At 45.4% G+C, this 25,645-nt stretch carries 25 protein-coding genes; 12 read left to right on the top strand and 13 right to left on the bottom strand.

Going from position 1 to position 25,645, the window contains the following annotated elements; genetic code table 11:
- Positions 1-111 precede the first annotated feature (111 nt).
- Entirely contained in the window at positions 112-1,929 is a 1,818-nt protein-coding gene (gene rpoD, locus MJ595_RS08315) for an RNA polymerase sigma factor RpoD (RefSeq protein WP_263081985.1), read from the top strand.
- 84 nt (positions 1,930-2,013) lie between these two features.
- On the opposite strand, the gene MJ595_RS08310 is transcribed toward rpoD, so the two are convergent.
- Positions 2,014-2,805, bottom strand: coding sequence for a ParA family protein (locus MJ595_RS08310; RefSeq protein ID WP_263081984.1), 792 nt, complete (start codon positions 2,803-2,805; stop codon positions 2,014-2,016).
- 136 nt (positions 2,806-2,941) lie between these two features.
- On the bottom strand, positions 2,942-3,274 hold the full coding sequence (locus MJ595_RS08305; RefSeq protein ID WP_263081983.1) for a phasin family protein: 333 nt from the start codon (positions 3,272-3,274) through the stop codon (positions 2,942-2,944).
- A gap of 250 nt (positions 3,275-3,524) precedes the next feature.
- Here MJ595_RS08305 and MJ595_RS08300 point away from each other — a divergent pair, with 250 nt between their 5' ends.
- From MJ595_RS08300 to MJ595_RS08270, 7 genes are all read left to right on the top strand, one after another.
- Complete coding sequence (locus MJ595_RS08300) at positions 3,525-4,025, top strand: DUF2505 domain-containing protein (RefSeq protein WP_263081982.1); 501 nt, start codon at positions 3,525-3,527, stop codon at positions 4,023-4,025.
- A 385-nt stretch (positions 4,026-4,410) separates the two neighbouring features.
- On the top strand, positions 4,411-5,154 hold the full coding sequence (locus tag MJ595_RS08295; RefSeq protein ID WP_263081981.1) for an alpha/beta hydrolase: 744 nt from the start codon (positions 4,411-4,413) through the stop codon (positions 5,152-5,154).
- A gap of 269 nt (positions 5,155-5,423) precedes the next feature.
- Complete coding sequence (locus MJ595_RS08290; protein WP_263081980.1) at positions 5,424-7,097, top strand: wax ester/triacylglycerol synthase family O-acyltransferase; 1,674 nt, start codon at positions 5,424-5,426, stop codon at positions 7,095-7,097.
- Between the two features lie 600 nt (positions 7,098-7,697).
- The gene (locus MJ595_RS08285) at positions 7,698-9,308 is read left to right on the top strand and encodes a hypothetical protein (RefSeq protein ID WP_263081979.1); all 1,611 of its coding nucleotides are present in this window, start codon (positions 7,698-7,700) and stop codon (positions 9,306-9,308) included.
- A gap of 563 nt (positions 9,309-9,871) precedes the next feature.
- Positions 9,872-10,111, top strand: a complete 240-nt coding sequence (locus MJ595_RS08280) for a type II toxin-antitoxin system HicB family antitoxin (RefSeq protein WP_263081978.1) — start codon at positions 9,872-9,874, stop codon at positions 10,109-10,111.
- Between the two features lie 137 nt (positions 10,112-10,248).
- Complete coding sequence (locus tag MJ595_RS08275; protein WP_263081977.1) at positions 10,249-10,563, top strand: type II toxin-antitoxin system HigB family toxin; 315 nt, start codon at positions 10,249-10,251, stop codon at positions 10,561-10,563.
- Positions 10,560-10,985, top strand: a complete 426-nt coding sequence (locus tag MJ595_RS08270) for a transcriptional regulator (protein WP_263081976.1) — start codon at positions 10,560-10,562, stop codon at positions 10,983-10,985. The genes MJ595_RS08275 and MJ595_RS08270 overlap by 4 nt, the downstream gene beginning before the upstream one ends.
- A 151-nt stretch (positions 10,986-11,136) precedes the next feature.
- Here MJ595_RS08270 and MJ595_RS08265 read toward each other — a convergent pair whose 3' ends face one another.
- Together MJ595_RS08265 and MJ595_RS08260 are read right to left on the bottom strand one after the other, a co-directional pair.
- Complete coding sequence (locus MJ595_RS08265) at positions 11,137-11,427, bottom strand: type II toxin-antitoxin system RelE/ParE family toxin (RefSeq protein ID WP_263081975.1); 291 nt, start codon at positions 11,425-11,427, stop codon at positions 11,137-11,139.
- On the bottom strand, positions 11,417-11,665 hold the full coding sequence (locus MJ595_RS08260) for a type II toxin-antitoxin system Phd/YefM family antitoxin (RefSeq protein ID WP_263081973.1): 249 nt from the start codon (positions 11,663-11,665) through the stop codon (positions 11,417-11,419). Before MJ595_RS08260 ends, MJ595_RS08265 begins: the two co-directional genes overlap by 11 nt.
- 432 nt (positions 11,666-12,097) lie before the next feature.
- Here MJ595_RS08260 and MJ595_RS08255 point away from each other — a divergent pair, with 432 nt between their 5' ends.
- Both MJ595_RS08255 and MJ595_RS08250 read left to right on the top strand, forming a co-directional pair.
- Positions 12,098-12,430 (top strand): type II toxin-antitoxin system HicB family antitoxin, encoded by a 333-nt coding sequence (locus MJ595_RS08255; protein WP_263081972.1) that lies wholly within the window; start codon positions 12,098-12,100, stop codon positions 12,428-12,430.
- Between the two features lie 842 nt (positions 12,431-13,272).
- The gene (locus MJ595_RS08250) at positions 13,273-14,361 is read left to right on the top strand and encodes a hypothetical protein (RefSeq protein WP_263081971.1); all 1,089 of its coding nucleotides are present in this window, start codon (positions 13,273-13,275) and stop codon (positions 14,359-14,361) included.
- A gap of 108 nt (positions 14,362-14,469) precedes the next feature.
- On the opposite strand, the gene MJ595_RS08245 is transcribed toward MJ595_RS08250, so the two are convergent.
- The gene (locus MJ595_RS08245; RefSeq protein WP_263078002.1) at positions 14,470-15,837 is read right to left on the bottom strand and encodes a transposase; all 1,368 of its coding nucleotides are present in this window, start codon (positions 15,835-15,837) and stop codon (positions 14,470-14,472) included.
- 73 nt (positions 15,838-15,910) lie between these two features.
- Positions 15,911-16,054: a hypothetical protein gene (locus MJ595_RS08240; RefSeq protein ID WP_263081970.1), complete on the bottom strand. Its 144-nt coding sequence runs from the start codon at positions 16,052-16,054 to the stop codon at positions 15,911-15,913.
- A gap of 27 nt (positions 16,055-16,081) precedes the next feature.
- Here MJ595_RS08240 and MJ595_RS08235 point away from each other — a divergent pair, with 27 nt between their 5' ends.
- Positions 16,082-16,294 (top strand): hypothetical protein, encoded by a 213-nt coding sequence (locus MJ595_RS08235; RefSeq protein WP_263081969.1) that lies wholly within the window; start codon positions 16,082-16,084, stop codon positions 16,292-16,294.
- A gap of 134 nt (positions 16,295-16,428) precedes the next feature.
- On the opposite strand, the gene MJ595_RS08230 is transcribed toward MJ595_RS08235, so the two are convergent.
- Both MJ595_RS08230 and MJ595_RS08225 read right to left on the bottom strand, forming a co-directional pair.
- Positions 16,429-17,175: a hypothetical protein gene (locus tag MJ595_RS08230; protein WP_263081968.1), complete on the bottom strand. Its 747-nt coding sequence runs from the start codon at positions 17,173-17,175 to the stop codon at positions 16,429-16,431.
- A 303-nt stretch (positions 17,176-17,478) separates the two neighbouring features.
- Positions 17,479-18,054: a hypothetical protein gene (locus tag MJ595_RS08225; protein ID WP_263081966.1), complete on the bottom strand. Its 576-nt coding sequence runs from the start codon at positions 18,052-18,054 to the stop codon at positions 17,479-17,481.
- 194 nt (positions 18,055-18,248) lie between these two features.
- Here MJ595_RS08225 and MJ595_RS08220 point away from each other — a divergent pair, with 194 nt between their 5' ends.
- Positions 18,249-18,542: a hypothetical protein gene (locus MJ595_RS08220; RefSeq protein ID WP_263081965.1), complete on the top strand. Its 294-nt coding sequence runs from the start codon at positions 18,249-18,251 to the stop codon at positions 18,540-18,542.
- Between the two features lie 126 nt (positions 18,543-18,668).
- On the opposite strand, the gene pnp is transcribed toward MJ595_RS08220, so the two are convergent.
- The 5 genes from pnp to infB all read right to left on the bottom strand — a co-directional run bounded on the left by pnp (position 18,669) and on the right by infB (position 25,636).
- On the bottom strand, positions 18,669-20,774 hold the full coding sequence (gene pnp, locus MJ595_RS08215; RefSeq protein WP_263081964.1) for a polyribonucleotide nucleotidyltransferase: 2,106 nt from the start codon (positions 20,772-20,774) through the stop codon (positions 18,669-18,671).
- A gap of 289 nt (positions 20,775-21,063) precedes the next feature.
- Positions 21,064-21,333: a 30S ribosomal protein S15 gene (gene rpsO / locus MJ595_RS08210; protein ID WP_263081962.1), complete on the bottom strand. Its 270-nt coding sequence runs from the start codon at positions 21,331-21,333 to the stop codon at positions 21,064-21,066.
- A gap of 147 nt (positions 21,334-21,480) precedes the next feature.
- A complete protein-coding gene (gene truB / locus MJ595_RS08205; RefSeq protein WP_263081960.1) occupies positions 21,481-22,560 on the bottom strand; it encodes a tRNA pseudouridine(55) synthase TruB in 1,080 nt (359 codons plus the stop codon).
- Positions 22,561-22,564: 4 nt separating this feature from the next.
- Positions 22,565-22,939, bottom strand: coding sequence for a 30S ribosome-binding factor RbfA (gene rbfA, locus MJ595_RS08200; protein ID WP_263322475.1), 375 nt, complete (start codon positions 22,937-22,939; stop codon positions 22,565-22,567).
- Positions 22,940-23,071: 132 nt separating this feature from the next.
- On the bottom strand, positions 23,072-25,636 hold the full coding sequence (infB, locus tag MJ595_RS08195) for a translation initiation factor IF-2 (protein ID WP_263081959.1): 2,565 nt from the start codon (positions 25,634-25,636) through the stop codon (positions 23,072-23,074).
- Between the last annotated feature and the right edge of the window lie 9 nt (positions 25,637-25,645).

The following is a 25,645-nucleotide window of genomic DNA, read 5'->3' as shown; positions in this document are numbered from 1 at the left end:
AATGATCGAGCAACACCTGCTTTCTGGCGCTCGGTTCGGCTTATGAGCTATAATTGCCTGCTTACGTTTTTTTCGTCCGGCACCTCACTTCGCTGTTGTTAAAGGGTTGATATGTCAGCAAATTCGCAACAACAATCCCGATTGAAAGAACTTATCACCCGTGGTAAGGAACAGGGATACCTGACTTACGCGGAGGTTAATGACCATCTGCCGGAAGATATTTCCGATCCTGATCAGGTGGAAGATATTATCCGCATGATCAATGATATGGGCATCAGCGTCTATGAGACCGCGCCAGATGCCGATACCCTGCTCATGTCTGAAGCCGACACCGATGAGGCTGCCGCTGAAGAAGCTGCCGCAGCACTCGCCGCTGTTGAGCAGGAAGCAGGTCGTACAACCGATCCTGTGCGGATGTATATGCGGGAAATGGGTACAGTTGAACTGCTGACCCGTGAAGGCGAAATCCAGATCGCCAAGCGCATTGAAGAAGGCTGGAGAGAGATCATGTCCTCCCTGGCCCAGTTCCCCGGATCTGTTCAAATTGTCATCGATGAATACGACCGGATTATCGAAGAAGAAGGACGTCTTAACGACCTTATCAGCGGCTATATCGACCCTGATGACGATGGCCACATCGCGCCAGCTGCGACGCCCGAGTTAAACCCGGAAGACTTTGATGACTCTGATGATGATGAAGACGATGAAGAGGTGGGCGGGCTTGATCCGGAAGAAGCCCGTGAGCGCTTTGACGCCTTAAGAGTCCAGCTTGAGAAAAGCTCTGCCATCATCAGCAAGCATGGTTTTGGCAGCCCGGAAGCCAAGGCAGCCAATACCGAACTGGCCGAAGTTTTTGTATCATTCAAACTGATACCAAGGGTATTTGACCTGCTGGTCTTCCGCATCCGCAACGCCCTGGAGAACATCCGTAAAAACGAACGCGCCATCATGCAGCTGTGCGTCCGTCGAGCCAAAATGCCACGAAAGGTTTTCCTGAAAAGCTTTCCCGGCAATGAAACCAATCTGGAATGGATCGACACCATTGCCTCTGGCAGCGCCAATTACGCCAACAATATTGAAACCTACCGGGTAGAGATCATTCGGGCGCAAAAGAAACTGGCTAACATGGAGAAGGAGTGTTTTCTTACCCTTTCTCAAATCAAGGATATCAACCGCAAGATGTCTTTGGGTGAGGCCCGTGCCCGCCGTGCTAAAAAAGAGATGGTTGAGGCCAACCTTCGTCTGGTTATTTCCATTGCCAAAAAGTATACCAACCGGGGTCTGCAATTCCTCGACTTGATTCAGGAAGGCAACATCGGCCTGATGAAAGCCGTGGACAAGTTTGAATACCGCCGTGGCTACAAGTTCTCCACTTATGCTACCTGGTGGATCAGACAGGCCATTACCCGCTCCATTGCAGACCAGGCCCGAACTATCCGTATTCCGGTTCATATGATTGAGACCATCAATAAACTGAACCGGGTATCACGGCAAATGCTTCAGGAGATGGGCCGGGAAGCCACCCCTGAAGAGCTGGCACAACGCATGGAAATGCCAGAAGACAAAATCCGTAAAGTTCTCAAAATCTCCAAAGAGCCTATCTCTATGGAAACACCGATTGGTGATGATGAAGATTCTCACCTGGGTGACTTTATTGAGGATGCCACCATGCAGTCTCCTGTTGACAGGGCAACGGGTTCCGGACTCAAGGAGTCAACCCGCCAGGTATTGTCCGGGCTCACCGCTCGGGAAGCAAAAGTGCTGCGTATGCGCTTTGGTATTGACATGAACACTGACCACACCCTTGAAGAGGTTGGCAAACAGTTTGATGTTACCCGTGAGCGTATACGACAGATCGAAGCCAAGGCATTACGCAAGCTTCGCCACCCGACACGCTCGGATCACCTGCGCAGCTTCCTTGACGAGTAACCCCCTCCCCCAGTGAGATGACCTCTGTCATCTCACTCATTCTCCCTTTTCTATCTGACAGCAGTCGCTTCCATTAAAATAGAACTACACTACCGCTTCCCCAACTCCTTCCAGCGAATCGTGTAGCTTTTTATATCTGTTTGTCAGGGCATGATTCGGAGCCAGATAAACCAGTGGTGTTTTCTCTTCATGGGATTCTTTCATAATAATTGAAGAGGAAAGCGCTGTTTTTATCACCGGCAACCCCTCATCCACCAGAGCATCAACAAGCGCACCCGGCAATCTGGCACGGGCATCAAACTGGTTAACCACTATACCCTCTACCCGCAACCCTGCATTATGGTCTTCCTGAATCTCCTGAATCTCCCCTAACACTGTATACAACGCTTGACGTGAAAAAGCATCACAGTCAAAAGGTATAAGACAGCGCTCTGCTGCTATCAATGCAGAATGGGTATAAAAATTCAATGCGGGGGCTGTATCTATATAAATGCGATCATACTGATCTTCCAGACGACTCAAGGTGGACTTAAGCTTGTAAATTTTATGCTTGGCTTCAAGCTTATGCTCAAGATACATCAACTCCGGACTGGAAGGCATGACATCCAGGTTCTCAAAGGGAGTGGAATGAATAAACTCCTCCGCCCGACGGGAAAATACTGAAAAGCTGAGCATCTGCTCAAAGAAAACCGCCAGATTATCCTGATAATCAGCGGCAGGTTTACCCAGCAAGTACTCACTGCTATTACCTTGAGGATCAAGATCAACAACGAGCGTCCTTAATCCCTGACTGGCACTCATTGCTGCCAGATTGCAGGTAATACTGGTCTTACCCACGCCACCCTTTAAATTAAAAATCACTCGCCTCATCGCCATCCCCCTGCGTCAATTAAAGCATTCCATAACATTATTTTTCGAAGAAGATAGTTTACGATGCAGCTGCTATAAATGACAGAGCCCGGCAACAAGCCGGGCTTCTAGTAACAAAGATTTCTAAGCTTTGCTTCTTTGGCTATTTGCGGGTTCCCGCCACTTTTTTAGTGGTTGGAGCGGCTGGCTTCATTGCCAGGGCATTCACTGCCGCACTCAGCTCTTCTACCTGTAAAGACAGTGCCTTAATATCGGAGTCATCAGGGGCAATGGCCAGCATTTCCTTGATCTTTCCAATATTGCTCTGTATTTTTTCCTTAGCTTTATGCTTGATGTCTTCCAGTTTTTCAGAGGCACGATCACGAACTTCAGAACCTTCATCCACCAGCTCATCGAAGAGCTTTACACCTTCTTTGCCGAGCTTTTCAGAACGACCATAGGCGCCCAGGCCAGCCAACCAGATTTTATCGTACATAGAATTCCCCCATTGGCTACCAATAGCCAGTCTATTTTTTAACAATTGCAGTCTATCAAACCGATATCCACCAAAAATTGATTTAAGTCATTATTCGCAAATCGGCAGTGGTATAGTTTACATCCACCCTATAAATACGTAGTTTTCACGAAGCATGCATCTCTGCCAGAACTTGTTGGCAGCACCAGCAAGCAGTTTTACCAACAACACTGTATACAACAATCATTATTAAACCCGCCAGGATTTCTCAATGAACATCAATCAAACCCACAGCTACAACCATAATCTTGAAGAGGTTTTTGCCCTTTTTGCCAACCCCGGGTTTATGGAGCAAAAATACAGCGCCTTAGGCGCCAGAAATTTTAAAGCCAAATCTGTCAAGCTGGAAAACACTGAACTTCTGGTCGACACCCGTCGTGAAGTTCCAGTGAGCGAGGACACTCCATCAGTTATCAAACGCTTCGTCGGTGAGTGGAACCGCACAAGACAGAAAGAACAATGGCAAAAGCAAAATGATGGCTGGCATTGCCAGTTCAAAGTGGACATTTCCGGCGTTCCCGCCCGAATTCAGGGCACCATGCATCTTCGCCCTACAGAAAACGGTTGCGAAAATGAAGTATCAATCAATGTCAGCAGTTCCATTCCCCTGATCGGTGAAACCCTCAGCCGTTTCATCGGTGAAAACATTGATGATCTGGCACAAAAAGAGTACAAGGTTATTCTCAAGCACCTTGAGTCTGTGACCGCCTGAACCACACCAGGTCAAAAAAACCTAGCTTGATAAGTCTGAGTCAGGTACACCTTAGGAGTAAATTCGCTCACTAAGCAGGGTATAAAATCCGATTTTATACTCTTTTTTCACCACAGAGGCGCAGGGAACAAAGAGTTTTTATACTCTTAAACTATCAATATCCGCGCCTTTGTGCCTCTATGGTGAATACAATATCGTCTTCCCCTCTCCATCGACACCTGAAAACAAGCATAAAATACCAGGATAAAAAACACTTTTCGCAGTAGCGCCAGGCCACCATAGAATGCCATACTAAAAAACAGTAAAAACCCATTTAAAATATGCCATCTTCGTATAAATCATCCGTTTTGATGAATATGGATATAATCACTACTCGGAACAAGCCATGAACAATAATAAAAAACCCGGGGTTATCCACGTTGCGGCAGATATTGTCAGAGCAGTGTCAGATATTCGTTCCGGCAATGAGTGGAAAAAGGAGTTGGAAAATATTCAGCATGGTGATGGGCATCCCGTATTGGTATTTCCCGGTTTTATGACCAGTGACCGGGCTACAGCAATTTTAAGAAAGCGCCTGGTGGCCATGGGATATGATGCACGCCCCTGGGATCAAGGCATTAACCTCGGGCAAACCCGTGAAGGTGATATGCTTCACAAAATCACTGACCTGTTGAAGCATACCTATATAGCGTCATCCCGAAAAGTAAGCCTGATTGGCTGGAGCCTGGGCGGTCTAATGGCAAGGGAAGCCGCTCGCACCCATCCAGAACAGATTCGCAATGTCATCTCAATGGGCAGCCCCATTGGAGGCTCCCCCCGCCACTCCTCAATTTGGAAGTTGTACGAAGTCATCGCCCGGATTACAGGGCGGCAGGAAAACATTGATGAACTCATGGAGCAGATTGTACAACCCGTTGAAGGAGTCCACTGTATCTCCATTTACTCAGACAACGATGGAGTTATTCCTCCCAGCATTGCCCGTGAGCAAGAAACGCCCCTCACAGAAAACATCAAAGTGGATGCCAGCCACCTGGGCCTGCCCTTCAGCGCTGAGGTGTTAAAAATCGTTGGTGACAGGCTGGCACAGCCTGATGGTGACTGGAAACCTTTCCAGCCAGCAAGCACCTGAACTTAGAAAACATTTGCTTTATTTTTTCAATAAAGTTTGCACACTCTTTACCCTCATCCGTGGCAAGTCCGCACGAAGGAAGGATAGTCTTTACTTATTTACAAGAATCCTCATAATATCTGCCAAAATTCACGTTCTATTAAGTATAAAAACCAGGCATTTTAGCTCGCCCAACGAACCCGAAATAAAAATAACGACAGTAGACATATAAAAGACATCATTTGCTAACAAAATCAAAACATTCCAAATCAAGTTAGGTTGTACAAGCCATGGAGCAACTCTCAGCGCTGGACACAGCATTTATCAACCTGGAGACAGGCACTACCCCCATGCATATTGGCTGCATGGCCATTTATGATCCATCCACATCTGGCGAACAACCCATTCGCTTCAAGCAAATACTCAATTACTTCAAAAACCGGCTACATAAAACGCCTTCATTAAGAAATCGCTACGTCCAGGTGCCAGTAGGATTAGACTATCCCTACTGGATTGCAGACCCTGACTTTGATATAGAACTCCATGTACGGCACATCGCCCTGCCCTCTCCGGGGGACTGGCGACAGCTGTGTATACAAACAGCTCGCATCCACTCTCGCCCATTGGATATGAACCGCCCTCCCTGGGAGATATACATTATCGAAGGGCTGGACAATATTTCCGGGTTGCCCAAAGGTTGTTATGCCATGGCAGTAAAAATCCACCACGCCCTGATTGACGGTCAAGGTGGCGCCATGCTGCTGGCAGCAATGCACGATCTAAGCCCCGGCGCGAAAATGGCCGAGACCCCCCAGCCCTGGATTGTTGACAGGGTGCCAACGGCTGTAGAGCTGCTGGCCCGGGCCTCCATTAACAGCTACAACAATGCCTGGAAACGCAGTAAAGTCGTTGCGAAATACAGCCTCCCTCTTATTAAGGGCACGTTGAAGCGCGCGATTACCGGCAAGAGCTGTTCACTGGGCAATGCCCCAAAAACCCGGTTCAACAAAAAAGTATCGCCTCACAGAGTCTTTGAGGCGGTTGATTTTGACTTGAATGAAATTAAGCGGGTCGCCAAGTGCATCAATGGCCTTAAAGTCAATGATGTGGTGGTTGCCATTGTTTCCGGTGCCTTGCGGCGCTACTTGACCCATAAGGGAGAGCTGCCCGAAACCTCCATGAATGCCATGGTTCCTGTATCGGTGCGCGGCAAAAAAGAGAACCTCAATAGCTTCAACCAAATCTCCTTCCTGTTTCCAAAGATTTACACGGATATCGAAGATCCTCTCGAGCGCCTGCATGCCATTCACACGGCCAACGCCAGGGCAAAAACCAACCATGAAACCATGGGTACCACAGAGCTGATGGATGCGACTCAGCTACTGCCCAATACGGTTTCCAATCTGGCAGCAAGGACCATTAGCAAATACAACCTGCTGCGCCATATCAATCCGTTCTTCAATACCGTTATCACCAATGTGGCCGGGCCACAGATTCCCCTGTACCAGGCAGGTTCCAAGTTAGTTCGTTTTTATGGCACCGGACTTTGCTGGGACAGCGCAGGTCTGTTCCATATTATTTTTAGCTACAACGGCAACCTGACCATCAGCGCCACTTGCTGCCGGGATATGATGCCTGACCCCGCCTTTTATTCTCAGTGCATACAAAACTCCTTCAAGGATATTTTAAAAGCCATTGAAAAAGCGGCAGTGCAACAGCATGAAGCCGCTGTCAGCCAGAAGGAGTCTAAAAAAAGCGAGCAGGAAAAAGCCGTTGAAACAGCTCAGACAGCAGAAACCTCTGAAGACCAACCTGTAGATGCAGAGCCAAGCGTTTCAGATAAGGAAGAAGACAATCTCCTGACTGAAGCCAGCAAAACGGTTCCTGACAGTGAGCAGGATAAAGTGCCAACAAAGGTGGTGAAAACCATTACTGCTAAACAGAAAGGGACTCAAAAGGCCTAAAAAAAGGGGCAGTATTTTTTACTGCCCCTTTCTGCATTCTTGTTATAAACGTGCCTGGTCAGATATATAGCGCTACTTCTGACATGCACCTTTCCCGGATTTATGACCTGCCTTCAGATAATATAACCCCTCTTATTATCCATGATAGGATAGGCTGCTTTTTATGAGACTTAAGTACCGACCAATACAGACCCTGACGCCTGAATATGCCCAAAATGGCTAAGCAGGGCGGTAGCGTGGATGGTTTTGGGTTAGCGCGGAAGCATACCGTTTTACAGTCAGATAGGTTAAGAATTGAACCCGTAGCAGTACGGCTGCTCTGTTGGATAGCTATAGCGTTTAGCCCGTAAGGTATTACGTACGGTTTCCATAAAGTCGGATATCGTATCAATATCTGATAGCTGTTTTTTTATCATTATCAGGTAGTTATGTTGGGCAATAAAAGGGTGATATGCCGCACTGTGCGGGTATAAGAAACGTTTTTGGGTAATATTTGGGCGTTGTGGGTAATATCCGTTATTACTCGGTTGAGGTCTAATAACTGTTAGGTTTCTCAATCAAATTCATACATTTTTAACAAATGGAAAAAGATAGAGTTAGATGAAAAGAATCAGGGAACTGTTTGATCCTTCAATTGATGCAATCAACTATAACACAAAGGAAAATAAAGAGTTTTTTATCAGCTCCTACTTGAAAACGAGTTTTCTAGATAAAGCTTTGAAAAGTAATTGTTATTACACAATAGGTGAAAAAGGATCAGGAAAAACCGCACTTGCATTTCACTTTCAAAATACAGCCCCTAATGGAGTTGCTGCAAATCTTGTTTCAATTAATGAAACTCAATATAAGAGATTTATAAAGCTAAAGGAAGATGGAAAACTGTCCTATACAGACTATTCAATAATATGGAGGGCTACGTTACTTTATCTTATTTCAAAAACGGTTATAGAAAAGAAGAAAAAATGGCACCATAAATTAACTAAGCGTTTCTCGCCTGTAGAAAAAGCCATTAAAGATTATGATACAAATTCACAAGTTCCTGAGCTTGAATATGTAATTGAATTTGCAACATCATTGACGAGCAAAGCTGATCTAAACGCAAGTGTACCAACTGTTTTGAAAGCATCTTTGCAGGAAAGTGGTACTAATTCAACAAAAACGACTGTTACAGAAATAAAAACCGCTCTATTAGACTGCGAGAAGAAGCTTAAAACAGGAATTCAAGATATAAAATTAGATAATGACATAATTCTTTTTATTGATGGCATAGATGCGAAGCCAAATGGAATAACATTTGATGAATATAAAAACTGCCTGATTGGGTTATCTGAAGCTGCATGGCATCTTAATTCAGAATTCTTTCCAAATATTAAGGATACGAAAGGAAGGCTCAGGATTAACTTGTTATTACGCCCTGATGTATTTAACTCTTTAAATATTCATAATTCAAATTGTAAGCTAAAAGATAATTCTGTCATTCTGAATTGGTCAACATCAAAGGAAAGGCATAAAAACTCTGACCTGTTCAAAATGTCAGATAAGTATTTCTCCTCTCAAAATAGAGGTCTCAAGGATTCTGGGTGGGAACATTACTTTCCATACCCTCACACAAGCTCAAATAGACCATTTGTTGAAATATTAAATAAGTCATTCCATAGGCCAAGAGATATCTTCTCTTCAATCAGCATATTGATTGAAATATTTAAAAGGAATGGAAAGGGAAAAAATAATAAATTTGAGCCAGGTGTGTTCCACTATTCTGAGTTCACAGATGAATATTATGAATATTTGCTTGGCGAAGTAAAAAATTATGCCAATTTTTATATGACCAATGAAGAGTTTGAGAAACACACCGGATTCTTTCAGTGCTTAAATGGTGGTGCTAAATTCGACTACCATCAATTCATTTCTGCTCATGAGAACTTTATTGGTGATACAAAATCAAAAACTATTTTAAGCTCACAATTCACATCATCTCCAGAAGCATTTCTTCAGTTTTGGTATGATGTAAATGTTATCGGTTACAAAGAGAATATTGAAAATGAAAATGATGGTTTCTACCGCTGGTCTTATCGAGAAAGATCTATAGCCAAGGTTATGCCAAAAGTTAAATTGGATAGCCACTATATGGTTCACCCTGGTGTGGCTAAATCTCTTAATATTGGCAAAAAGTTTGTTGAAAACAGAAGGCATCGTGTAAGAGAAACCTAATCGGGTAGCCGAGGGTCTCTACCCCTCTGTTACCACCAGACCTTAAAGTCCCAAAAACACCAGTTTGAGATGTCCTCTCAACCAACCCGGCCGATTTCCGTTGTGTTGAAGCAATGGAAAGGACGCCATGATCAGTCGAGAGCAATAATTTTGGAGCGAAATATAGGGACATCCATAAATTTCCTAGGAAACCGGGGTCGTAGGAAACCGGGGTCGGGTCTTGATTCTTGAATCAACCTCTATCAAGAGGAAAGACCTAATGGAATAGTCCGCCCCGCTCCCAAAACGGCTTCAGATGAGCCAATATAGAGTAAACAAGGCATAGGACACCCATGAATTTCCTGTTTAAATCAAAGCCCAATAAATGGCAATATCGAGTGGTGCAAGGTGGAGGCATTGTTTCTGTTATTAGGGGCTAAACGTACCACAGGAAGTGGATCATCGGTTAGTTTCGTGCTCAATGGCATCCGAGCAGATTTCCATAGGCCACATCCGGATAAGGCATCGCTGAGGTATCGCATTAAAGATGCTCGACGTTTTCTGGAGCAAGCGGAGATTACACCATGAATATGATGAGATATAGAGGTTATATAGCCACAATAGAATTTGATAATGAAGATCGTATTTTTATAGGCCATTTAGCAGGAATCAATGATATTATCGGTTTTCATGGTTCTTCTGTCGATGAGCTTGAAACCGCGTTCCATGAGGCAGTAGATGAGTATATAGCCATCAGCGAACAGACAGGTCGTCCAGCTCAAAGACCTTATTCTGGGGTAATTTTAGGACATCCATTAATTTGACCTTGATTTACAACGAAAATTTTATGGATGCCCCAATTTTCACCAATTTTCAAACCCTCACCGCAGCCAATAGTTCACAATTTGTAAATCAACCTAAGGCATGCTAAAGTTCACAATAAGTGAATGCAGAGACTGCTATGCACGTTATCTCAAGAAAGCCGTTTAACGAAGCTGCAAAGAAGTACCCAAATGATGCAGCTGCCATTGATGCTGCTTATAAGTCATTGAGAAATGGTGGTTTTCACAGCCCAGACGAGCTTAAATCACTATTTCCAAGCCTGGATAACTTCAAGTACAGAGATAAATGGTGGATTATTGATATGGGTGGCAATAACCTCCGGCTCATTGCTTTTATTGAGTTCAGGGATAGTCGCATGTATGTAAAACATATTGTCACTCACGCTGAATACGACAAATTATGCAAGAAGTACGCAAAGGAGGCAGATTCATGAGATTCTCAAATCTAAAGCAAAAAGCTGTAGACTTCTTCTCTGAAGCTAGCTTTGTCGGACGTATTCATAATGAGGTTGAATACGAACAAGCCTTGGAGTTAATGGATGAGCTCATTGAGGACTATGATAAATATCTCCCACTCATTGAGGTTCTGTCTTCCTCAATCGAGAAATGGGAAGATGAATCAGAACAGTTCTCTGCATTTAATAAAAGAATTGCAGCACTTGATGATGGTGTGGCGATCCTAAGAACAATAATGGATCAATATCAGCTGAAAGCTGATGACTTGAAAAATGAGTTAGGAAGTAAAAGTCTTGTATCTATGATTCTTAATGGTTCAAGAAACCTTACCAGAGATCATATTCAAGCACTTTCACAGCGTTTCAAAATCTCACCATCTGTATTTTTTAACGGGGCATAATCGGGTAAGAGCTGACTTCTCTCCAGCTCTCCCAGGGAAAGAGTATGAAGGGAAATATAGGGACATCCATAAATTTCCTGTTTAAATCAAAGCCCAATTAATGGGTGTCTAATCAACTTCACCATTCTCTGCAAAGTGCGGCGTTATGTTGCTAATTCAACAGTCGAGATAAAGCTACTTGATAGACTTCATTTCTATTTCGTTTTCCAATTGCAATAACAGAAACGGTGATGCTTTTATCTGAAACAGAATAAACAAGCCTAAAGCCAAGTTGCCTTAGTTTGATTTTGTAAAGGTTTGGAGCACCAGAAACTTTTGCAGAAGGGACATGTGGATCGCTCAATCTGCGTTCAAGAATCTTCTTAAATTGATCTTTCACCGTAGGATTGAGCTTATTCCACTCTTTCAGGGCAGATTTTTTGAACTCAAGCTCATAGATCATCGAGTGAAACCTTCACAGATTCTTCATCAGCTCTTTCTTTAACGAGATCTAAAAGTTCCATATCTTCGATGAGTTCCATCATTGCTTCATAAGCCTTAGCTGGAACACAGTAAAATGCAGGCTCATTCCTGTTAAGCACAGCAATGGGTAAGCCTTCACCACTGGCCACAACTTTCATGGGATTGGCTTTAAGCTCAGAAATGCTTGCAACAATATCTGTCAAAATATGTGAAGCCATGGGTTTTCTCCTTTTCTATATGACCAGATAGTAGACCTATTAAAGAGTCTCGTAAAGGAGAAAAGTTTCAAAATCAAGCCTTCAATGAGAAATATAAGACACCTATAAATTTCCTGAGTAGGCGTTAGGCTCCTGAAAATATTTTTTGTAATGCTTGCATATTACGCTATCATTTATCGTTATGAACAATGCAAACCAAAAAACGCTAAAGTCAATATTTGCAGACCCAATAAATGGCAATATCGAGTGGCGCAAGGTGGAGGCATTGTTTCTGTCATTAGGGGCTAAACGTACCACAGGAAGTGAATCATCGGTTAGTTTCGTGCTCAATGGCATCCGAGCAGATTTCCATAGGCCACATCCGGATAAGGCATCGCTGAGGTATCGCATTAAAGATGCTCGACGTTTTCTGGAACAAGCGGGAATTACACCATGAATATGATGAAATATAGAGGTTATATAGCCACAATAGAATTTGATAATGAAGATCGTATTTTTGTAGGCCATTTAGCAGGAATCAATGATATTATCGGTTTTCATGGTTCTTCTGTCGATGAGCTTGAAACCGCGTTCCATGAGGCAGTGGATGAGTATATAGCCATCAGCGAACAGACAGGTCGTCCAGCTCAAAGACCTTATTCTGGTAATCTTATGCTACGGGTAACTCCTGAAGTCCATGCCGCCGCTGCTATTGCTGCTAAAGCCAAAGGTAAAAGCCTTAATCAATGGGCTGCCGATGTGCTTGGTAATGCTTCTCAAATTTAATCTTCCTGCCTCATCGTCGTAGCCTAATCGGGTAAAAGCGGGTCTCTTTCCAGCTCTCCCCACACCACCCGGCATGCAGTTCCACATCGGGCGGCTCACTGGAGCAGGTATTGGAGATATAGAACACCCAAAAATTTCCTTTTAAAATCAACGCCTAATTAATATTGAAATATCTTTAAATCCAAAGAGAAGTATGTTTAAAAAAATGTGGAAAGAAATACTTTATAAAGTGGTACATTGGAGATTTGCAAAAACTTGACTTACAAGCAATGGCATCAAAGTATGACTACCACTTCCAGCTGGTCAACTCAGCCATTGGCCTGCAAGAAATTACACCATTAAAGAAGTCAGACATATAATCAGATAAGAGCTGGCTTCGCTCCCAGCGTCTCTCTGCTTTTGTAACAACTTATATAGTGTTTAGGGGGCAATTCTTGCATGGTACAAATTATGCTACTACTGAACAGCATGCACAATACAAGATCTGCCCCCTACTTTTAGCGCTATAAATTTTCAGGATTATTTACAGGCTCCAGTTAAATATTCTTATATTTCCCAGTGCCTTTCATCATCAATAATACTCTGCACTACATTAGACACCTCATCAAAACCATCCTCTGTATCACTATCTTCAAATGAAAACATTAGCTTTTTATCCTCTGGATTCTCAGTTTTCTGAATTGTGGCTTCGCAAAAAGATGTATCAGATGATAGCCCAGCTATTCCCGTGACATCAATTAAATCACTGCAACAGCAAGGCTTACAGTAAATTCCAAATGGAGTGATTTCGCACAAAATAACGTCTACTTTTGATAGGGATACTTTATCAATGGCTGTCTCTCATGGCTTATCCATTCCAAAAAAGTCGTAAGCATCTTTGTGCAAACAGTTTAATTACTACGATTTCTGAAAGTTATGAGCAAATTCCAGATGTCCGACCAAACAAGGATTCCAGAAAAATAACAATACATGATGCCTCCATGTCCGCTTTTGCCATGATGCATCTCAAGTACCCATCGCTCCTCTCGTTTGAGCGTGATAAAACAGAGCAAGAAGTAAGGCATAACCTTGAGCACCTGTATCAGATAAAAAAACGTGCTCCCTGTGATACCAGTATGCGGGAAATCCTGGATCCAATAGATCCCGTAGAGTTCAAAAAGCCTTTTAAGACATTGCTGTCTAACGTCCAAAGGGGCGGATTACTGAAGGCATTCGAATTTCACTGCGGGAACTTGAAAAATCACTACTTGCTCCCGATCGATGGAACTGGGCTATTTTACTCCTGCAATAATAAAAAACCTTGTCAGGAGTGCTGTACTAAAAATAAGGGAAAGGCCAACGAAGCTCACTACCACCAGTTAATGGCAGCATGCATTGCTCACCCGGATCAAAAAACAGTCTTGCCATTGGCACCGGAAGCCATAGTTTGCCAGGACGGTTCGACCAAAAATGACTGTGAAAAAAATGCCATTAAACGGTTGTTTGCCACCATACGAGAGCATCACCCACGTCTAAAGTTCGTTATTCTTCTGGACAGTCTTTATGCTGACAACCCCACTGTCCAACTGATTAAGAGTTATGGCTGGCATTACATCATTGTCGCGAAAGATGGCAACCATGCCTCGCTGGTTGAAGCGATGGATGAGCTGGATAAAGAAGGAAAAGTTCACCGTGCTGAAAAAGTTAATGAAGAGACTGGAATTAAGTGGTGGTTTCGCTATGCCAATGACGTCAGGCTGAACAAGGCAAAATATGCAGAACAGGTTAATGTGCTTGATTTTGTCGAAACCGATAAAAAAGGTAAACAGCATATCTGGTGCTGGGTGACTGATATTCCGCTTAACGAAGAAACCATAGAACCCGTCATGAAAGGAGGGCGCTGCCGATGCAGCTATTCCCGCATGATGAACGTCGATGATCGTTGGTATTGACAATAAGGCAGCAAAAATAATGAAGCCGATCAAAACTGAGCCGCCAATTAACAAAGCGGAGCTTTAAAGAAAAAATGTCACCCCTGAACGTAGCTACGATATGGCCGGTTATGATGTATCGAATGGAATCACCCTTTTCTCTTCAATACCATGAGTTACTGTGTAAAAAAGCCCCTCCCACGTTTTTATCAGCCAATGCAAAAAATAGCCCTGTATCCATTTCCATAATGCTATACGGACTCCTTTTGAGCGGGTTCTTAAAGCTTCCTGAAACTGGGGACAGCACAGTTCCTGTATTTGATCTACGAGAAAAGCAAGCATCGTCAGATAGGCCAGATTTGTGGCTAAGTGCTTCTCACCGTGACCGTAGTTATGTTCGAGATCGTAGCCTTGATTTTTCAGGGTGTTAAACGTCTGGTTCTCAATATGCCATCGGCAGCGCCCTCCTTTCATGACGGGTTCTATGGTTTCTTCGTTAAGCGGAATATCAGTCACCCAGCACCAGATATGCTGTTTACCTTTTTTATCGGTTTCGACAAAATCAAGCACATTAACCTGTTCTGCATATTTTGCCTTGTTCAGCCTGACGTCATTGGCATAGCGAAACCACCACTTAATTCCAGTCTCTTCATTAACTTTTTCAGCACGGTGAACTTTTCCTTCTTTATCCAGCTCATCCATCGCTTCAACCAGCGAGGCATGGTTGCCATCTTTCGCGACAATGATGTAATGCCAGCCATAACTCTTAATCAGTTGGACAGTGGGGTTGTCAGCATAAAGACTGTCCAGAAGAATAACGAACTTTAGACGTGGGTGATGCTCTCGTATGGTGGCAAACAACCGTTTAATGGCATTTTTTTCACAGTCATTTTTGGTCGAACCGTCCTGGCAAACTATGGCTTCCGGTGCCAATGGCAAGACTGTTTTTTGATCCGGGTGAGCAATGCATGCTGCCATTAACTGGTGGTAGTGAGCTTCGTTGGCCTTTCCCTTATTTTTAGTACAGCACTCCTGACAAGGTTTTTTATTATTGCAGGAGTAAAATAGCCCAGTTCCATCGATCGGGAGCAAGTAGTGATTTTTCAAGTTCCCGCAGTGAAATTCGAATGCCTTCAGTAATCCGCCCCTTTGGACGTTAGACAGCAATGTCTTAAAAGGCTTTTTGAACTCTACGGGATCTATTGGATCCAGGATTTCCCGCATACTGGTATCACAGGGAGCACGTTTTTTTATCTGATACAGGTGCTCAAGGTTATGCCTTACTTCTTGCTCTGTTTTATCACGCTCAAACGAGAGGAGCGATGGGTACTTGAGATGCATCATGGCAAAAGCGGACATGGAGGCATCATGTATTGTTATTTTTCTGGAATCCTTGTTTGGTCGGACATCTGGAATTTGCTCATAACTTTCAGAAATCGTAGTAATTAAACTGTTTGCACAAAGATGCTTACGACTTTTTTGGAATGGATAAGCCATGAGAGACAGCCATTGATAAAGTATCCCTATCAAAAGTAGACGTTATTTTGTGCGAAATCACTCCATTTGGAATTTACTGTAAGCCTTGCTGTTGCAGTGATTTAATTGATGTCACGGGAATAGCTGCTGCCGATGGCATATTGAGAACCAGACGTTTAACACCCTGAAAAATCAAGGCTACGATCTCGAACATAACTACGGTCACGGTGAGAAGCACTTAGCCACAAATCTGGCCTATCTGACGATGCTTGCTTTTCTCGTAGATCAAATACAGGAACTGTGCTGTCCCCAGTTTCAGGAAGCTTTAAGAACCCGCTCAAAAGGAGTCCGTATAGCATTATGGAAATGGATACAGGGCTATTTTTTGCATTGGCTGATAAAAACGTGGGAGGGGCTTTTTTACACAGTAACTCATGGTATTGAAGAGAAAAGGGTGATTCCATTCGATACATCATAACCGGCCATATCGTAGCTACGTTCAGGGGTGACATTTTTTCTTTAAAGCTCCGCTTTGTTAATTGGCGGCTCAGTTTTGATCGGCTTCATTATTTTTGCTGCCTTATTGTCAATACCAACGATCATCGACGTTCATCATGCGGGAATAGCTGATGATAGCCCATAATTATTAATGATATTCATCGAGTCAACAATGAGGTTTCCAGTGGTTGATAAATCATTCTCTTCCCTACTTTCTTGAAGGTCAATTCTTGATGGCTCAGGGGCTACATCATCTGAAGCCTTAGTTTCTGATATACCAGCTTGAGCCTGGCTACTGCTCGATGTTTCTTGAAGGCTGATATCAGGTGTACATAAGGTTTGCTTTGTAGCAGGAACTACTGCAACAGGTTTTTCTTGAGTCCTTTCAGGAATCCGGTTTGCTTTTTTTTCCGGGGAACAGCATTCTATTGGTTCACTGCTAGCTCTTTTAATCGCTCTGATTTCTTTTTTTTCAGGTATATTTTGAGTATCAGTTCTTCCTTCTACCTCTTTCCCTGATGTCATAGCTTGGCCTTCAGTGTTATCTGAAATACTGCTTGTCGAAGCCTCAGGAGTAGGCTGTTTTTTTATTTTCTTAGCTGGCAACTCATTATTTTCTAATGAATCATCGTTTGCTCTTTTTAGATAGTTTACAGGGAAAACAGAAATGAGTTTCGCTCTTTCCCGTAAAGACTTAGCAATTACACGCCCCTTTTCCATCACATTATTAAAAAAACTTTTACCGTTTTCATTGTGGGATACTGTAGACGGTTTTGGATGATTTTGCACTGGTGTTTCTTTGGCAAGGCCGTAAGTATTACCAGGTAGCATCATTCGTAAATATTTTGGTATTGAAAACATAGGACTTAAATCTCCGGTTAGTTTGCTTTTTATTACTGATAGGATGGATTTATCAGATATTCGTTCCGTTAACCTAAGCGTTACTAACCGGTTTGTTACTGACTCTTACTAAGCGCTTTATTTTTTCTTATAGAAGAATTCCCCTGTGCCAGCATAATTGCTGCCTCTTCCGGTTTTCCAAAACTTAACAGAGGAGGGGATAGTGAGGAGCCTAGTGGTCATTTCTTGCAACGTGCAGCTGTTACTGAGGAATATGCACAATGCAAGAGCTGCCCTCTGCTTTATATGCTCTAACACCTGTATCTATATTCCTGTAGTACTATCTGCCGAGCATTCCACTATAGTTGACTCTGAATCTGATGAAGTATACGTACCAGTTAACTGGATAGTGTAATAGTCATCCTGTATATATATTGAAAAGTGCATCTTAACAGTTCCATCTATTGAAATTGTATCATTAAGCACAGTTGTTATTGATCCGGAAAAGTGGGTGTTTTGAAAAGACTGTATCGCTATTGACTGACGTTTTATTGGACATGTATGAGGAGTATATGCGCTATTTGCTAATTTATCTAAATCACCCGCTTCAGCTAAAACCTTCTTTATAACAGCAGGTACAACAGAACCAATAAAATCACTTTCTGACACATCTATAACCATAGATACTTTTTCCGTACTTGAATCAAAAGCTCCCACCTTTTTATCATCTTCCTTTATTGTAAAATTGATTGCACCTGTAATATTAGAAGATAATAGCAGTATAATAAAAATAAATTTATTCATATACATCATGCCATATACAACATATTTTATTTCTACTCTAAAGTAGCTGTTAATTAAATAAGAGGCCAGTTTTTTAACCCTAAATATAAAATCCATGTTTAAAATAAAACCTGGAACACTCGCACAACTTACTATTATTTAAAGCCCATACCCACCAGCACTTACTTATTTTTAGCCAGCCTTAATTCTATTTTTGACCAACAATACTAAACCTCAAGGTTTTATATGGATAGGCGACAGTAAAATATCTAGACTGAGGCGGTCACAACAAAAAACCCTGAGAAAATACCATGAGTCAGACAGAAGAAGTGTTTGTACCCAAGTCAGATTTTGATGCGCTGGTTGAGCGGGTGGATGATGGCTTTAGAAAAACAGAGGGAAGCCTTATTGAAATCAGAAGGAATCAGGCCAGGCTGGAAACCTCCTTTATGGAGCTACGCCGGGAGCAGAGCCACCATAGTCAGTTAATCACCGACCTCCAGTCAGATATTCGTGAACTGAAGCAGGGACAGGCAGAACTCAAGAAGGAAAATGCCGAAACCCGCAATATGGTTCAACAAATTCTGGAAATCGTCAGCAAATAATACCAATCAATGCAGGAAGGCACAGGCATGGGTAGAAGCGAAGGATCGTCTTATGTTCAAAATACCGGTTTTCATAAAAAAAGGCAGGACTTACCTGCCTTTTTTATTTCAGATTAGCATAACCAATCAGGCTTCTTGCTGCACCATCTTTGCAGCTTCCTTCATGCTCAGCTTCACACGGCCACGGTTGTCTATATCCATAACCACAACCTTCACCTTATCTCCCATCTTCATATAATCACTCACATTCTCTACGCGGTGATCTGCAATCTGGGAAATGTGAACAAGACCATCCTGACCTGGCATAATATTCACAAAGGCACCAAACTCTACAATGCGAGTGACGGTTCCTTCGTAAATCTTGCCAATCTCTGCTTCGGCAGTGATGCCGTATACACGGTCATAAGCTGCCTGGCAGGCATCTTTGGTTTCAGCATAGATTTTCACCGTGCCATCGTCGTCAATATCAACGGAAGCGCCAGTATCTTCACAAATGGAACGAATGGTTGCACCACCCTTACCAATGACATCCCTGATCTTATCCTGATCAATCTTGATCTTCATGGTCATGGGCGCGTTAGGAGACAGTTCCTCTCTGGATGTACTGATCACCTTATTCATTTCGTCAAGAATATGGAGACGGGCATCCATGGCCTGCTCAAGGGCAATATCCATAATCTCTTCGGTGATGCCCGCAATCTTGATATCCATCTGCAGCGCGGTGATACCTTCAGCAGTACCTGCCACTTTAAAGTCCATATCCCCAAGGTGATCTTCATCACCGAGAATATCGGTCAGTACGGCAAAGCGCTCACCTTCTTTCACCAGTCCCATGGCAATACCCGCCACAGGTGATTTCAGGGGTACACCGGCATCCATCAGGGCCAGACTGGAACCACACACAGAGGCCATGGAGCTGGAGCCGTTGGATTCAGTGATCTCGGAAACCACACGGATAGTGTATGGGAAGTCAGCGTCTGTTGGCAGGACAGCCTGCACACCACGGCGAGCCAGACGACCATGACCAATTTCACGACGTCCCGGAGGCCCCATGCGACCACACTCCCCAACGGAGTAGGAAGGGAAGTTATAGTGCAGCATGAAGGCATCCCTGGATTCACCTTCAAGGGAGTCAACGATCTGAGCATCCCGGGAAGTTCCCAGAGTCGTGGTGACCATGGCCTGTGTTTCACCACGGGTAAACAGTGCAGAGCCGTGAGTTTTCGGTAAAACACCTACCTCAACGTCAATGGAACGCACAGTCTTGGTATCACGGCCATCAATTCGGGGCTTTCCTTCCAGAATGTTGCCACGAACAATTTCTTTTTCCAGCTTGCTAAAGATCTTGGTGAGCTCAGCTTCTGGAAACTTCCCTTCACCTTCACCTGCCAGTGCTTCTACAGCCTCCTCACGCAGGGCTGCCAGCTTGGTGTTTCGATCTTGCTTGACAGTAACCTGGTAAGCTTCACGAATAGCCTCTTCAAACTGAGCCTTCACGGCTGCTTTCACCACCTCATTTTCCGGCTCTGGCTGCCAGTCCCAGCGAGGCTTACCCACTTCCGCTGCCAGTTCTTTAATGGCCTGGATCGCTGGCTGATATTCCTGATGGGCAAATAACACTGCTCCCAGCATCTCATCTTCAGACAGTTCCTGGGCTTCGGACTCAACCATCAGCACCGCTTCACTGGTTCCCGCAACCACCATATCCAGCTCAGAAGCTTTCAGCTTTTCATAGGTTGGATTGAGAATGTAGCCATCTTCTTCGGTAAAACCAACCCGCGCAGCACCAATAGGGCCATCAAATGGAATACCTGAAATAGCCAGTGCGGCAGAGGTGGCAATCATTGCCAGCATATCCGGATCATTACGCTTGTCTACAGAAACAACCGTAATAACAACCTGCACCTCATTCATAAACCCTTTTGGGAAAAGGGGACGAATAGGCCGGTCAATCAAACGGGAGGTCAGGGTTTCCTTTTCAGAGGCTTTACCTTCACGCTTGATAAAACCACCAGGAATGCGACCTGCGGCATAGGCTTTTTCCTGGTAATGTACAGACAGAGGGAAAAAGCCCTGACCTTCACGGGCTTCCCTGGCTCCCACTACAGTAGCCAGAACCGCCAACTCACCCATGGTTGCCAACACAGCACCAGAGGCTTGACGTGCGATTCGCCCGGTTTCCAGAGTGACCGTCTGGCCACCGAACTGAAAAGACTTTGTTGTCGGATTCACGTTATTTTCCTGATTAAATGAATATCTACATCATCCGACCAGCATCCCTTGAACCTGTTCACAAAAAATTATGAATAGGCTCTTACTGCCACAGAGATGGATGCAATCCCAAGTCCTCAAGAAAAACTTGGGATTGCACCCCTTACTGACAGCTCGCCGGTTCAAATGATTCAAATTTCGCAGCCCCTAAAATGCAAAACACCGCCAGTCACATGCTATGCAACTCGCGGTGCTTCGACTGCAGGACAAGACGCTAAGCATCCAGCCCTGAACTAACCATAACAACTGATTAGCGACGCAGACCCAGGCGGCCAATCAGAGTACGGTAACGCTCAACATCCTTACGCTTCAGGTAGTCAAGCAGGTTACGACGCTGGTTAACCATACGAATCAGACCACGACGGGAGTGGTGATCCTTGTGGTTAGCCTTAAAGTGGGACTGCAGGCCTTCAATGTTTGCTGTTAGCAGAGCAACCTGTACTTCAGGAGAACCACTGTCACCTTCAGAGCGACCGAATTCCTTGATAATCTCTACTTTCTTTTCAGCAGTCAAAGCCATGAAAAATACTCCAGTTAATATGCATAAGCCTGGCAAGGCCAAGGCAACAAAAAATCAGGCGTGACCGTGCATATTTACAGTCAGCCTTCACTCCCACCACTTCCTCAGGGAATTATAGCGGGAATTACCAAAAGGCGAATTCTAACACTAAGCTGCGCTTCTCACCAACCGCTTTGGTGCTATGCGGCCATCATCCAGCACTTCACCCACCCCCAGGAAGCAATACTCTTCACCGCCTCCCTCTACCATACCATAGATTCTGACATAGCCACTGGTTGGCGCCTGGGGTACAAGAACCGGCTGGCCCTGTGAAACATAAAAGCTACTGTTAACCCCAAGACGCACCTCTGGCCAGTTACTCACCGATGTATCCAGAGGCAACAATAGTGTATCCAAAGCCTGGTTGCCGCCACGGTTACGCCGGGAACTCAGCTCTTTCAACCGCTCTAGCTCATCATCCTCGAGACTGTCCCGGCCTGCCTCATCCATTCTGGCAAACAGGGATTCAAGCTCATCAGCCTGTTCACCGGTTAGCATCCCGGAACGGCCTTCAAACTTGATGGATTCCAGCTGTTCAATAGAATAGGCTACCTGTTCGGCATAAGGCCCGGCCTTCAGGCGTCGTAGCTCTGCAACATGAGCCAAACAGCCAAGGGCCTCACCGATATCTTCTGCCAGGGTTCTGATATAAGTCCCTTTGGTGCAGTCCACTTCCAGTACAAAACGATCTGCCTCAAAATCAAGCAGCTCAATTCTGTGGATAGTGATTTTCCTGGCAGGCCGTTCAACCTCTATACCTTCCCGAGCCAGCTTATACAGTGGCTGCCCTTTGTGCTTCAGAGCAGAGTACATACTGGGAATCTGTTCAATCTCACCAAGAAACTGAGTCAGTACTGCCTCAACATCAGAACGGGTCACCTGAACAGGTCTTTCTTCAACCACTTCTCCCTCAGCGTCACCGGTGGTGGTTTTCACTCCCAGCTGGACTGTGGTTCTATATGATTTATCAGAATCCAGCAAAAACTGGGAAAACTTGGTGGCCTCCCCCAAACAAATGGGAAGAACGCCAGTGGCTAAAGGGTCCAGGCTCCCGGTATGGCCAGCCTTGGCTGCACCAAAGATGCGCTTGACCTTCTGCAGCACATCGTTAGAGCTGGCACCCTTGAACTTATCCACAACAATAATGCCGTTGACCGGACGGCCACGACTACGCCTGCGCTTACCCATTCTGTTACTCCCCGTGACGATTATCTTCTGCGACTGCCTGCTCGATAAGAGAGCTCAGGTACTGCCCCCTGCGCAGGCTGCTGTCGTAATAAAAACGAAGCTGAGGAGTAAAACGAAGCTTCACTGCTCGCGCCAGCTGGCTCCGCAAGAAGCCTGCCGCGTGATTCAGCACTTCAACAGATTCATCAATGTGCTTTTGCTCATCAACACCCAAAAAAGAAACATAGACATCTGCAAATGCCAGGTCACGACTGACATCAACAGCACTGACGGTTACCAACCCCAAGCGAGGGTCTTTCATTTCCAGCTGAATGATCTGGGCCAGTTCTTTTTGAACCTGGTCCGCAACCCTCTGGGTACGACTGTATTCTTTGGCCATCTGAACTTTCTGTTCTATGGGCCCATCCATAACCTATGATTTCATTCATAAGGCACAAACAGGCTCCTACAAATCACAAAAGCCCGCAGCTAAACACTGCGGGCTTGACATCAACTCATATAATCCATGGGATCAGAGCGTCCGCTGCACTTCGATGGTCTTATAAACCTCGATCTTGTCGCCAGGCTTCACATCATTGTAGCTCTTAACCGCAATACCACATTCCATGCCGTTACGAACTTCATTGACATCATCCTTATAGCGTCTCAGGGATTCCAGCTCACCCTCGTAAATAACCACGTTTTCACGCAGGACACGGATGCGCTCATTCCGGTGAACAGTGCCTTCGACCACCATACAGCCAGCAACCGCACCAAACTTCGGTGAACGGAATACATCCCGAACTTCCGCAACACCCACGATCTCTTCACGGGTATCGGAGCCCAGCATACCACCCAGCGCTTTCTTGACATCATCAACAATGTCATAGATGACACTGTAGTAACGCATATCCAGCTCTTCTGCCTCAACTACCTTACGGGCAGAGGCATCAGCACGGACGTTAAAGCCGACAATAACGGCATTGGAGGCCAGTGCCAGGTTAGCATCAGTTTCGGTGATACCACCCACACCACCAGAGATGACCTTCACTTCAACTTCTTCATTACCCAGCTCCTGCAGGGAAGAAGTCAGCGCTTCCAGAGAGCCTCGAACATCGGCCTTGAGAACGATATTCAACACTTTCTTCTCACTGGTGCCCATGCTGGAGAAGACATTCTCCAGCTTGGCTGCCTGTTGTCTGGCCAGCTTGATCTCGCGGAATTTGCCCTGGCGGAACATGGCGATTTCACGGGCCTTGCGCTCATCCCTCACTGCCTGCATTTCATCACCGGCACCCGGTGTTCCATCCAGACCCAGAATCTCAACAGGGATAGAAGGACCGGCAGTCTTAATAGGCTTGCCGTTTTCATTCAGCATGGCACGAACACGACCATACTGTTGACCCACCAGGATGTTATCCCCCTGCTTGAGCTCACCACTTTGCACCAGAACCGTTGCTACCGGACCACGACCTTTATCCAGGCGAGATTCAACAACCACACCACGAGCCGGACCGTCATGCACAGCTTTCAGCTCAAGTACTTCAGCTTGTAGAAGAACGGCCTCCAGCAGCTCATCCACACCTTCACCGGTGAGGGCAGATACAGGCATGAACTGAGTATCACCACCCCACTCTTCAGGGATAACTTCCCGTGCAGACAGTTCATTCTTGACACGGTCAGGATCCGCTTCCGGCTTATCCATTTTATTAACAGCAACAACAATGGGTACACCTGCCGCTTTAGCGTGTTGAACCGCCTCTTCAGTCTGAGGCATCACACCGTCATCGGCGGCAACAACCAGAATAACAATATCCGTTGCCTGGGCTCCACGGGCACGCATCGCTGTAAACGCCGCGTGTCCCGGAGTATCCAGGAAGGATACAATGCCACGAGGTGTTTCAACATGGTAAGCACCGATATGCTGGGTAATGCCGCCGGCTTCGCCAGCCTGTACCCGGCTCTTGCGAATGTAATCCAGCAAAGAAGTCTTACCGTGGTCAACGTGACCCATCACAGTCACTACCGGTGCACGAGGTGCCTCTTCACCCTGAACCTCACCGGTATCGTCAACCAGGCTGTCTTCAATGGCGTCTGCCTTGGTGAGCTTGAACTTGTGCCCCATTTCTTCAACGATAATGGAGGCAGTATCCTGATCGATGACCTGGTTGATAGTCACCATGGAGCCCATCTTGAACATGGTCTTGATGACATCGGCAGCTTTCACCGCCATCTTCTGGGCCAGTTCACCCACAGTGATGGTTTCAGGAATGGAAACCTCACGCACAACCGGCGCTGTCGGCTTGGTAAAGCCGTGAGCCACCATGGACTCAGGAGTCACCGTACGGGAGGAACGACGACTTCCGCCCCTGCGATCATCCCTGCGGTTATCACGTCCACCCCTTCTGTCACCATTGCGGCGTGGCAGATCATCGGAGTCAGAACGACGATCTTTCTTGTTACCCCGCTTACGGTTCTTCCGGCCATCATCCGGCAACGGAGCTGGAACTTCTGCAGGAGCTGCCATCATTGGAGCGCGAGGTCCATCACGGCGTGGGCCGCGGGAATCTCCCTCACGGCGTGGGCCACGATTATCACCCTCACGGCGAGGACCACGATTGTCCCCTTCACGACGCGGAGCGCGAGAGTCTCCATCACGGCGAGGACCACGATTGTCCCCTTCACGACGAGGACCACGGGAATCTCCATCACGACGAGGACCACGACTGTCCCCATCACGACGAGAACGGGCATCTGCCCCCCTATCGTCCCTGCGCTTGTTTTCGGACTCTTCTTCCTTCTTAACGTAGGTACGCTTTTTGCGTACCTCTACATTGACAACCTTGTTTTTCCCGGTACTGCCAGAAACCTTCATCTTGCTGACAGTTTTACGCTTCAGGGTAATCTTGCCAGACTCAGCGGATGAGCCACCACCATGACTGCGCTTCAGGTGCGCCAATAACTGCTGTTTCTCAGCATCGCTTACCGGCTGAGACGCACTGGTCTGCGGCAGTCCGGCATCCTGCATTTGCTGCAACAATCGCTCGACCGGGGCACCGACCACTGCAGCGAGTTGTTCTACGGTTACTTCTGCCATTCACACTTC

The sequence above is a fragment of the Endozoicomonas sp. Mp262 genome (assembly GCF_025643335.1).
In the GTDB taxonomy this organism is placed as follows: domain Bacteria; phylum Pseudomonadota; class Gammaproteobacteria; order Pseudomonadales; family Endozoicomonadaceae; genus Endonucleibacter.
Note: the sequence above shows the minus strand (reverse complement) of the source record. Positions and strands in the feature narration are given on the sequence as shown.

Coding starts and splice junctions, on each gene's coding strand:
- MJ595_RS08255 (WP_263081972.1), top strand. CDS start 12,098: ATGAATATGATGAAATATAGAGGTTATATAGCCACAATAGAATTTGAT.
- MJ595_RS08260 (WP_263081973.1), bottom strand. CDS start 11,665: ATGGCTTCACATATTTTGACAGATATTGTTGCAAGCATTTCTGAGCTT.
- rpoD (WP_263081985.1), top strand. CDS start 112: ATGTCAGCAAATTCGCAACAACAATCCCGATTGAAAGAACTTATCACC.
- MJ595_RS08270 (WP_263081976.1), top strand. CDS start 10,560: ATGAGATTCTCAAATCTAAAGCAAAAAGCTGTAGACTTCTTCTCTGAA.
- MJ595_RS08220 (WP_263081965.1), top strand. CDS start 18,249: ATGAGTCAGACAGAAGAAGTGTTTGTACCCAAGTCAGATTTTGATGCG.
- MJ595_RS08225 (WP_263081966.1), bottom strand. CDS start 18,054: ATGGATTTTATATTTAGGGTTAAAAAACTGGCCTCTTATTTAATTAAC.
- MJ595_RS08280 (WP_263081978.1), top strand. CDS start 9,872: ATGAATATGATGAGATATAGAGGTTATATAGCCACAATAGAATTTGAT.
- MJ595_RS08265 (WP_263081975.1), bottom strand. CDS start 11,427: ATGATCTATGAGCTTGAGTTCAAAAAATCTGCCCTGAAAGAGTGGAAT.
- MJ595_RS08230 (WP_263081968.1), bottom strand. CDS start 17,175: ATGTTTTCAATACCAAAATATTTACGAATGATGCTACCTGGTAATACT.
- MJ595_RS08305 (WP_263081983.1), bottom strand. CDS start 3,274: ATGTACGATAAAATCTGGTTGGCTGGCCTGGGCGCCTATGGTCGTTCT.
- MJ595_RS08235 (WP_263081969.1), top strand. CDS start 16,082: ATGCTTGCTTTTCTCGTAGATCAAATACAGGAACTGTGCTGTCCCCAG.
- MJ595_RS08295 (WP_263081981.1), top strand. CDS start 4,411: ATGAACAATAATAAAAAACCCGGGGTTATCCACGTTGCGGCAGATATT.
- rbfA (WP_263322475.1), bottom strand. CDS start 22,939: ATGGCCAAAGAATACAGTCGTACCCAGAGGGTTGCGGACCAGGTTCAA.
- MJ595_RS08275 (WP_263081977.1), top strand. CDS start 10,249: ATGCACGTTATCTCAAGAAAGCCGTTTAACGAAGCTGCAAAGAAGTAC.
- infB (WP_263081959.1), bottom strand. CDS start 25,636: ATGGCAGAAGTAACCGTAGAACAACTCGCTGCAGTGGTCGGTGCCCCG.
- MJ595_RS08300 (WP_263081982.1), top strand. CDS start 3,525: ATGAACATCAATCAAACCCACAGCTACAACCATAATCTTGAAGAGGTT.
- MJ595_RS08250 (WP_263081971.1), top strand. CDS start 13,273: ATGGCTTATCCATTCCAAAAAAGTCGTAAGCATCTTTGTGCAAACAGT.
- MJ595_RS08245 (WP_263078002.1), bottom strand. CDS start 15,837: ATGGCTTATCCATTCCAAAAAAGTCGTAAGCATCTTTGTGCAAACAGT.
- truB (WP_263081960.1), bottom strand. CDS start 22,560: ATGGGTAAGCGCAGGCGTAGTCGTGGCCGTCCGGTCAACGGCATTATT.
- MJ595_RS08285 (WP_263081979.1), top strand. CDS start 7,698: ATGAAAAGAATCAGGGAACTGTTTGATCCTTCAATTGATGCAATCAAC.
- MJ595_RS08310 (WP_263081984.1), bottom strand. CDS start 2,805: ATGGCGATGAGGCGAGTGATTTTTAATTTAAAGGGTGGCGTGGGTAAG.
- rpsO (WP_263081962.1), bottom strand. CDS start 21,333: ATGGCTTTGACTGCTGAAAAGAAAGTAGAGATTATCAAGGAATTCGGT.
- MJ595_RS08290 (WP_263081980.1), top strand. CDS start 5,424: ATGGAGCAACTCTCAGCGCTGGACACAGCATTTATCAACCTGGAGACA.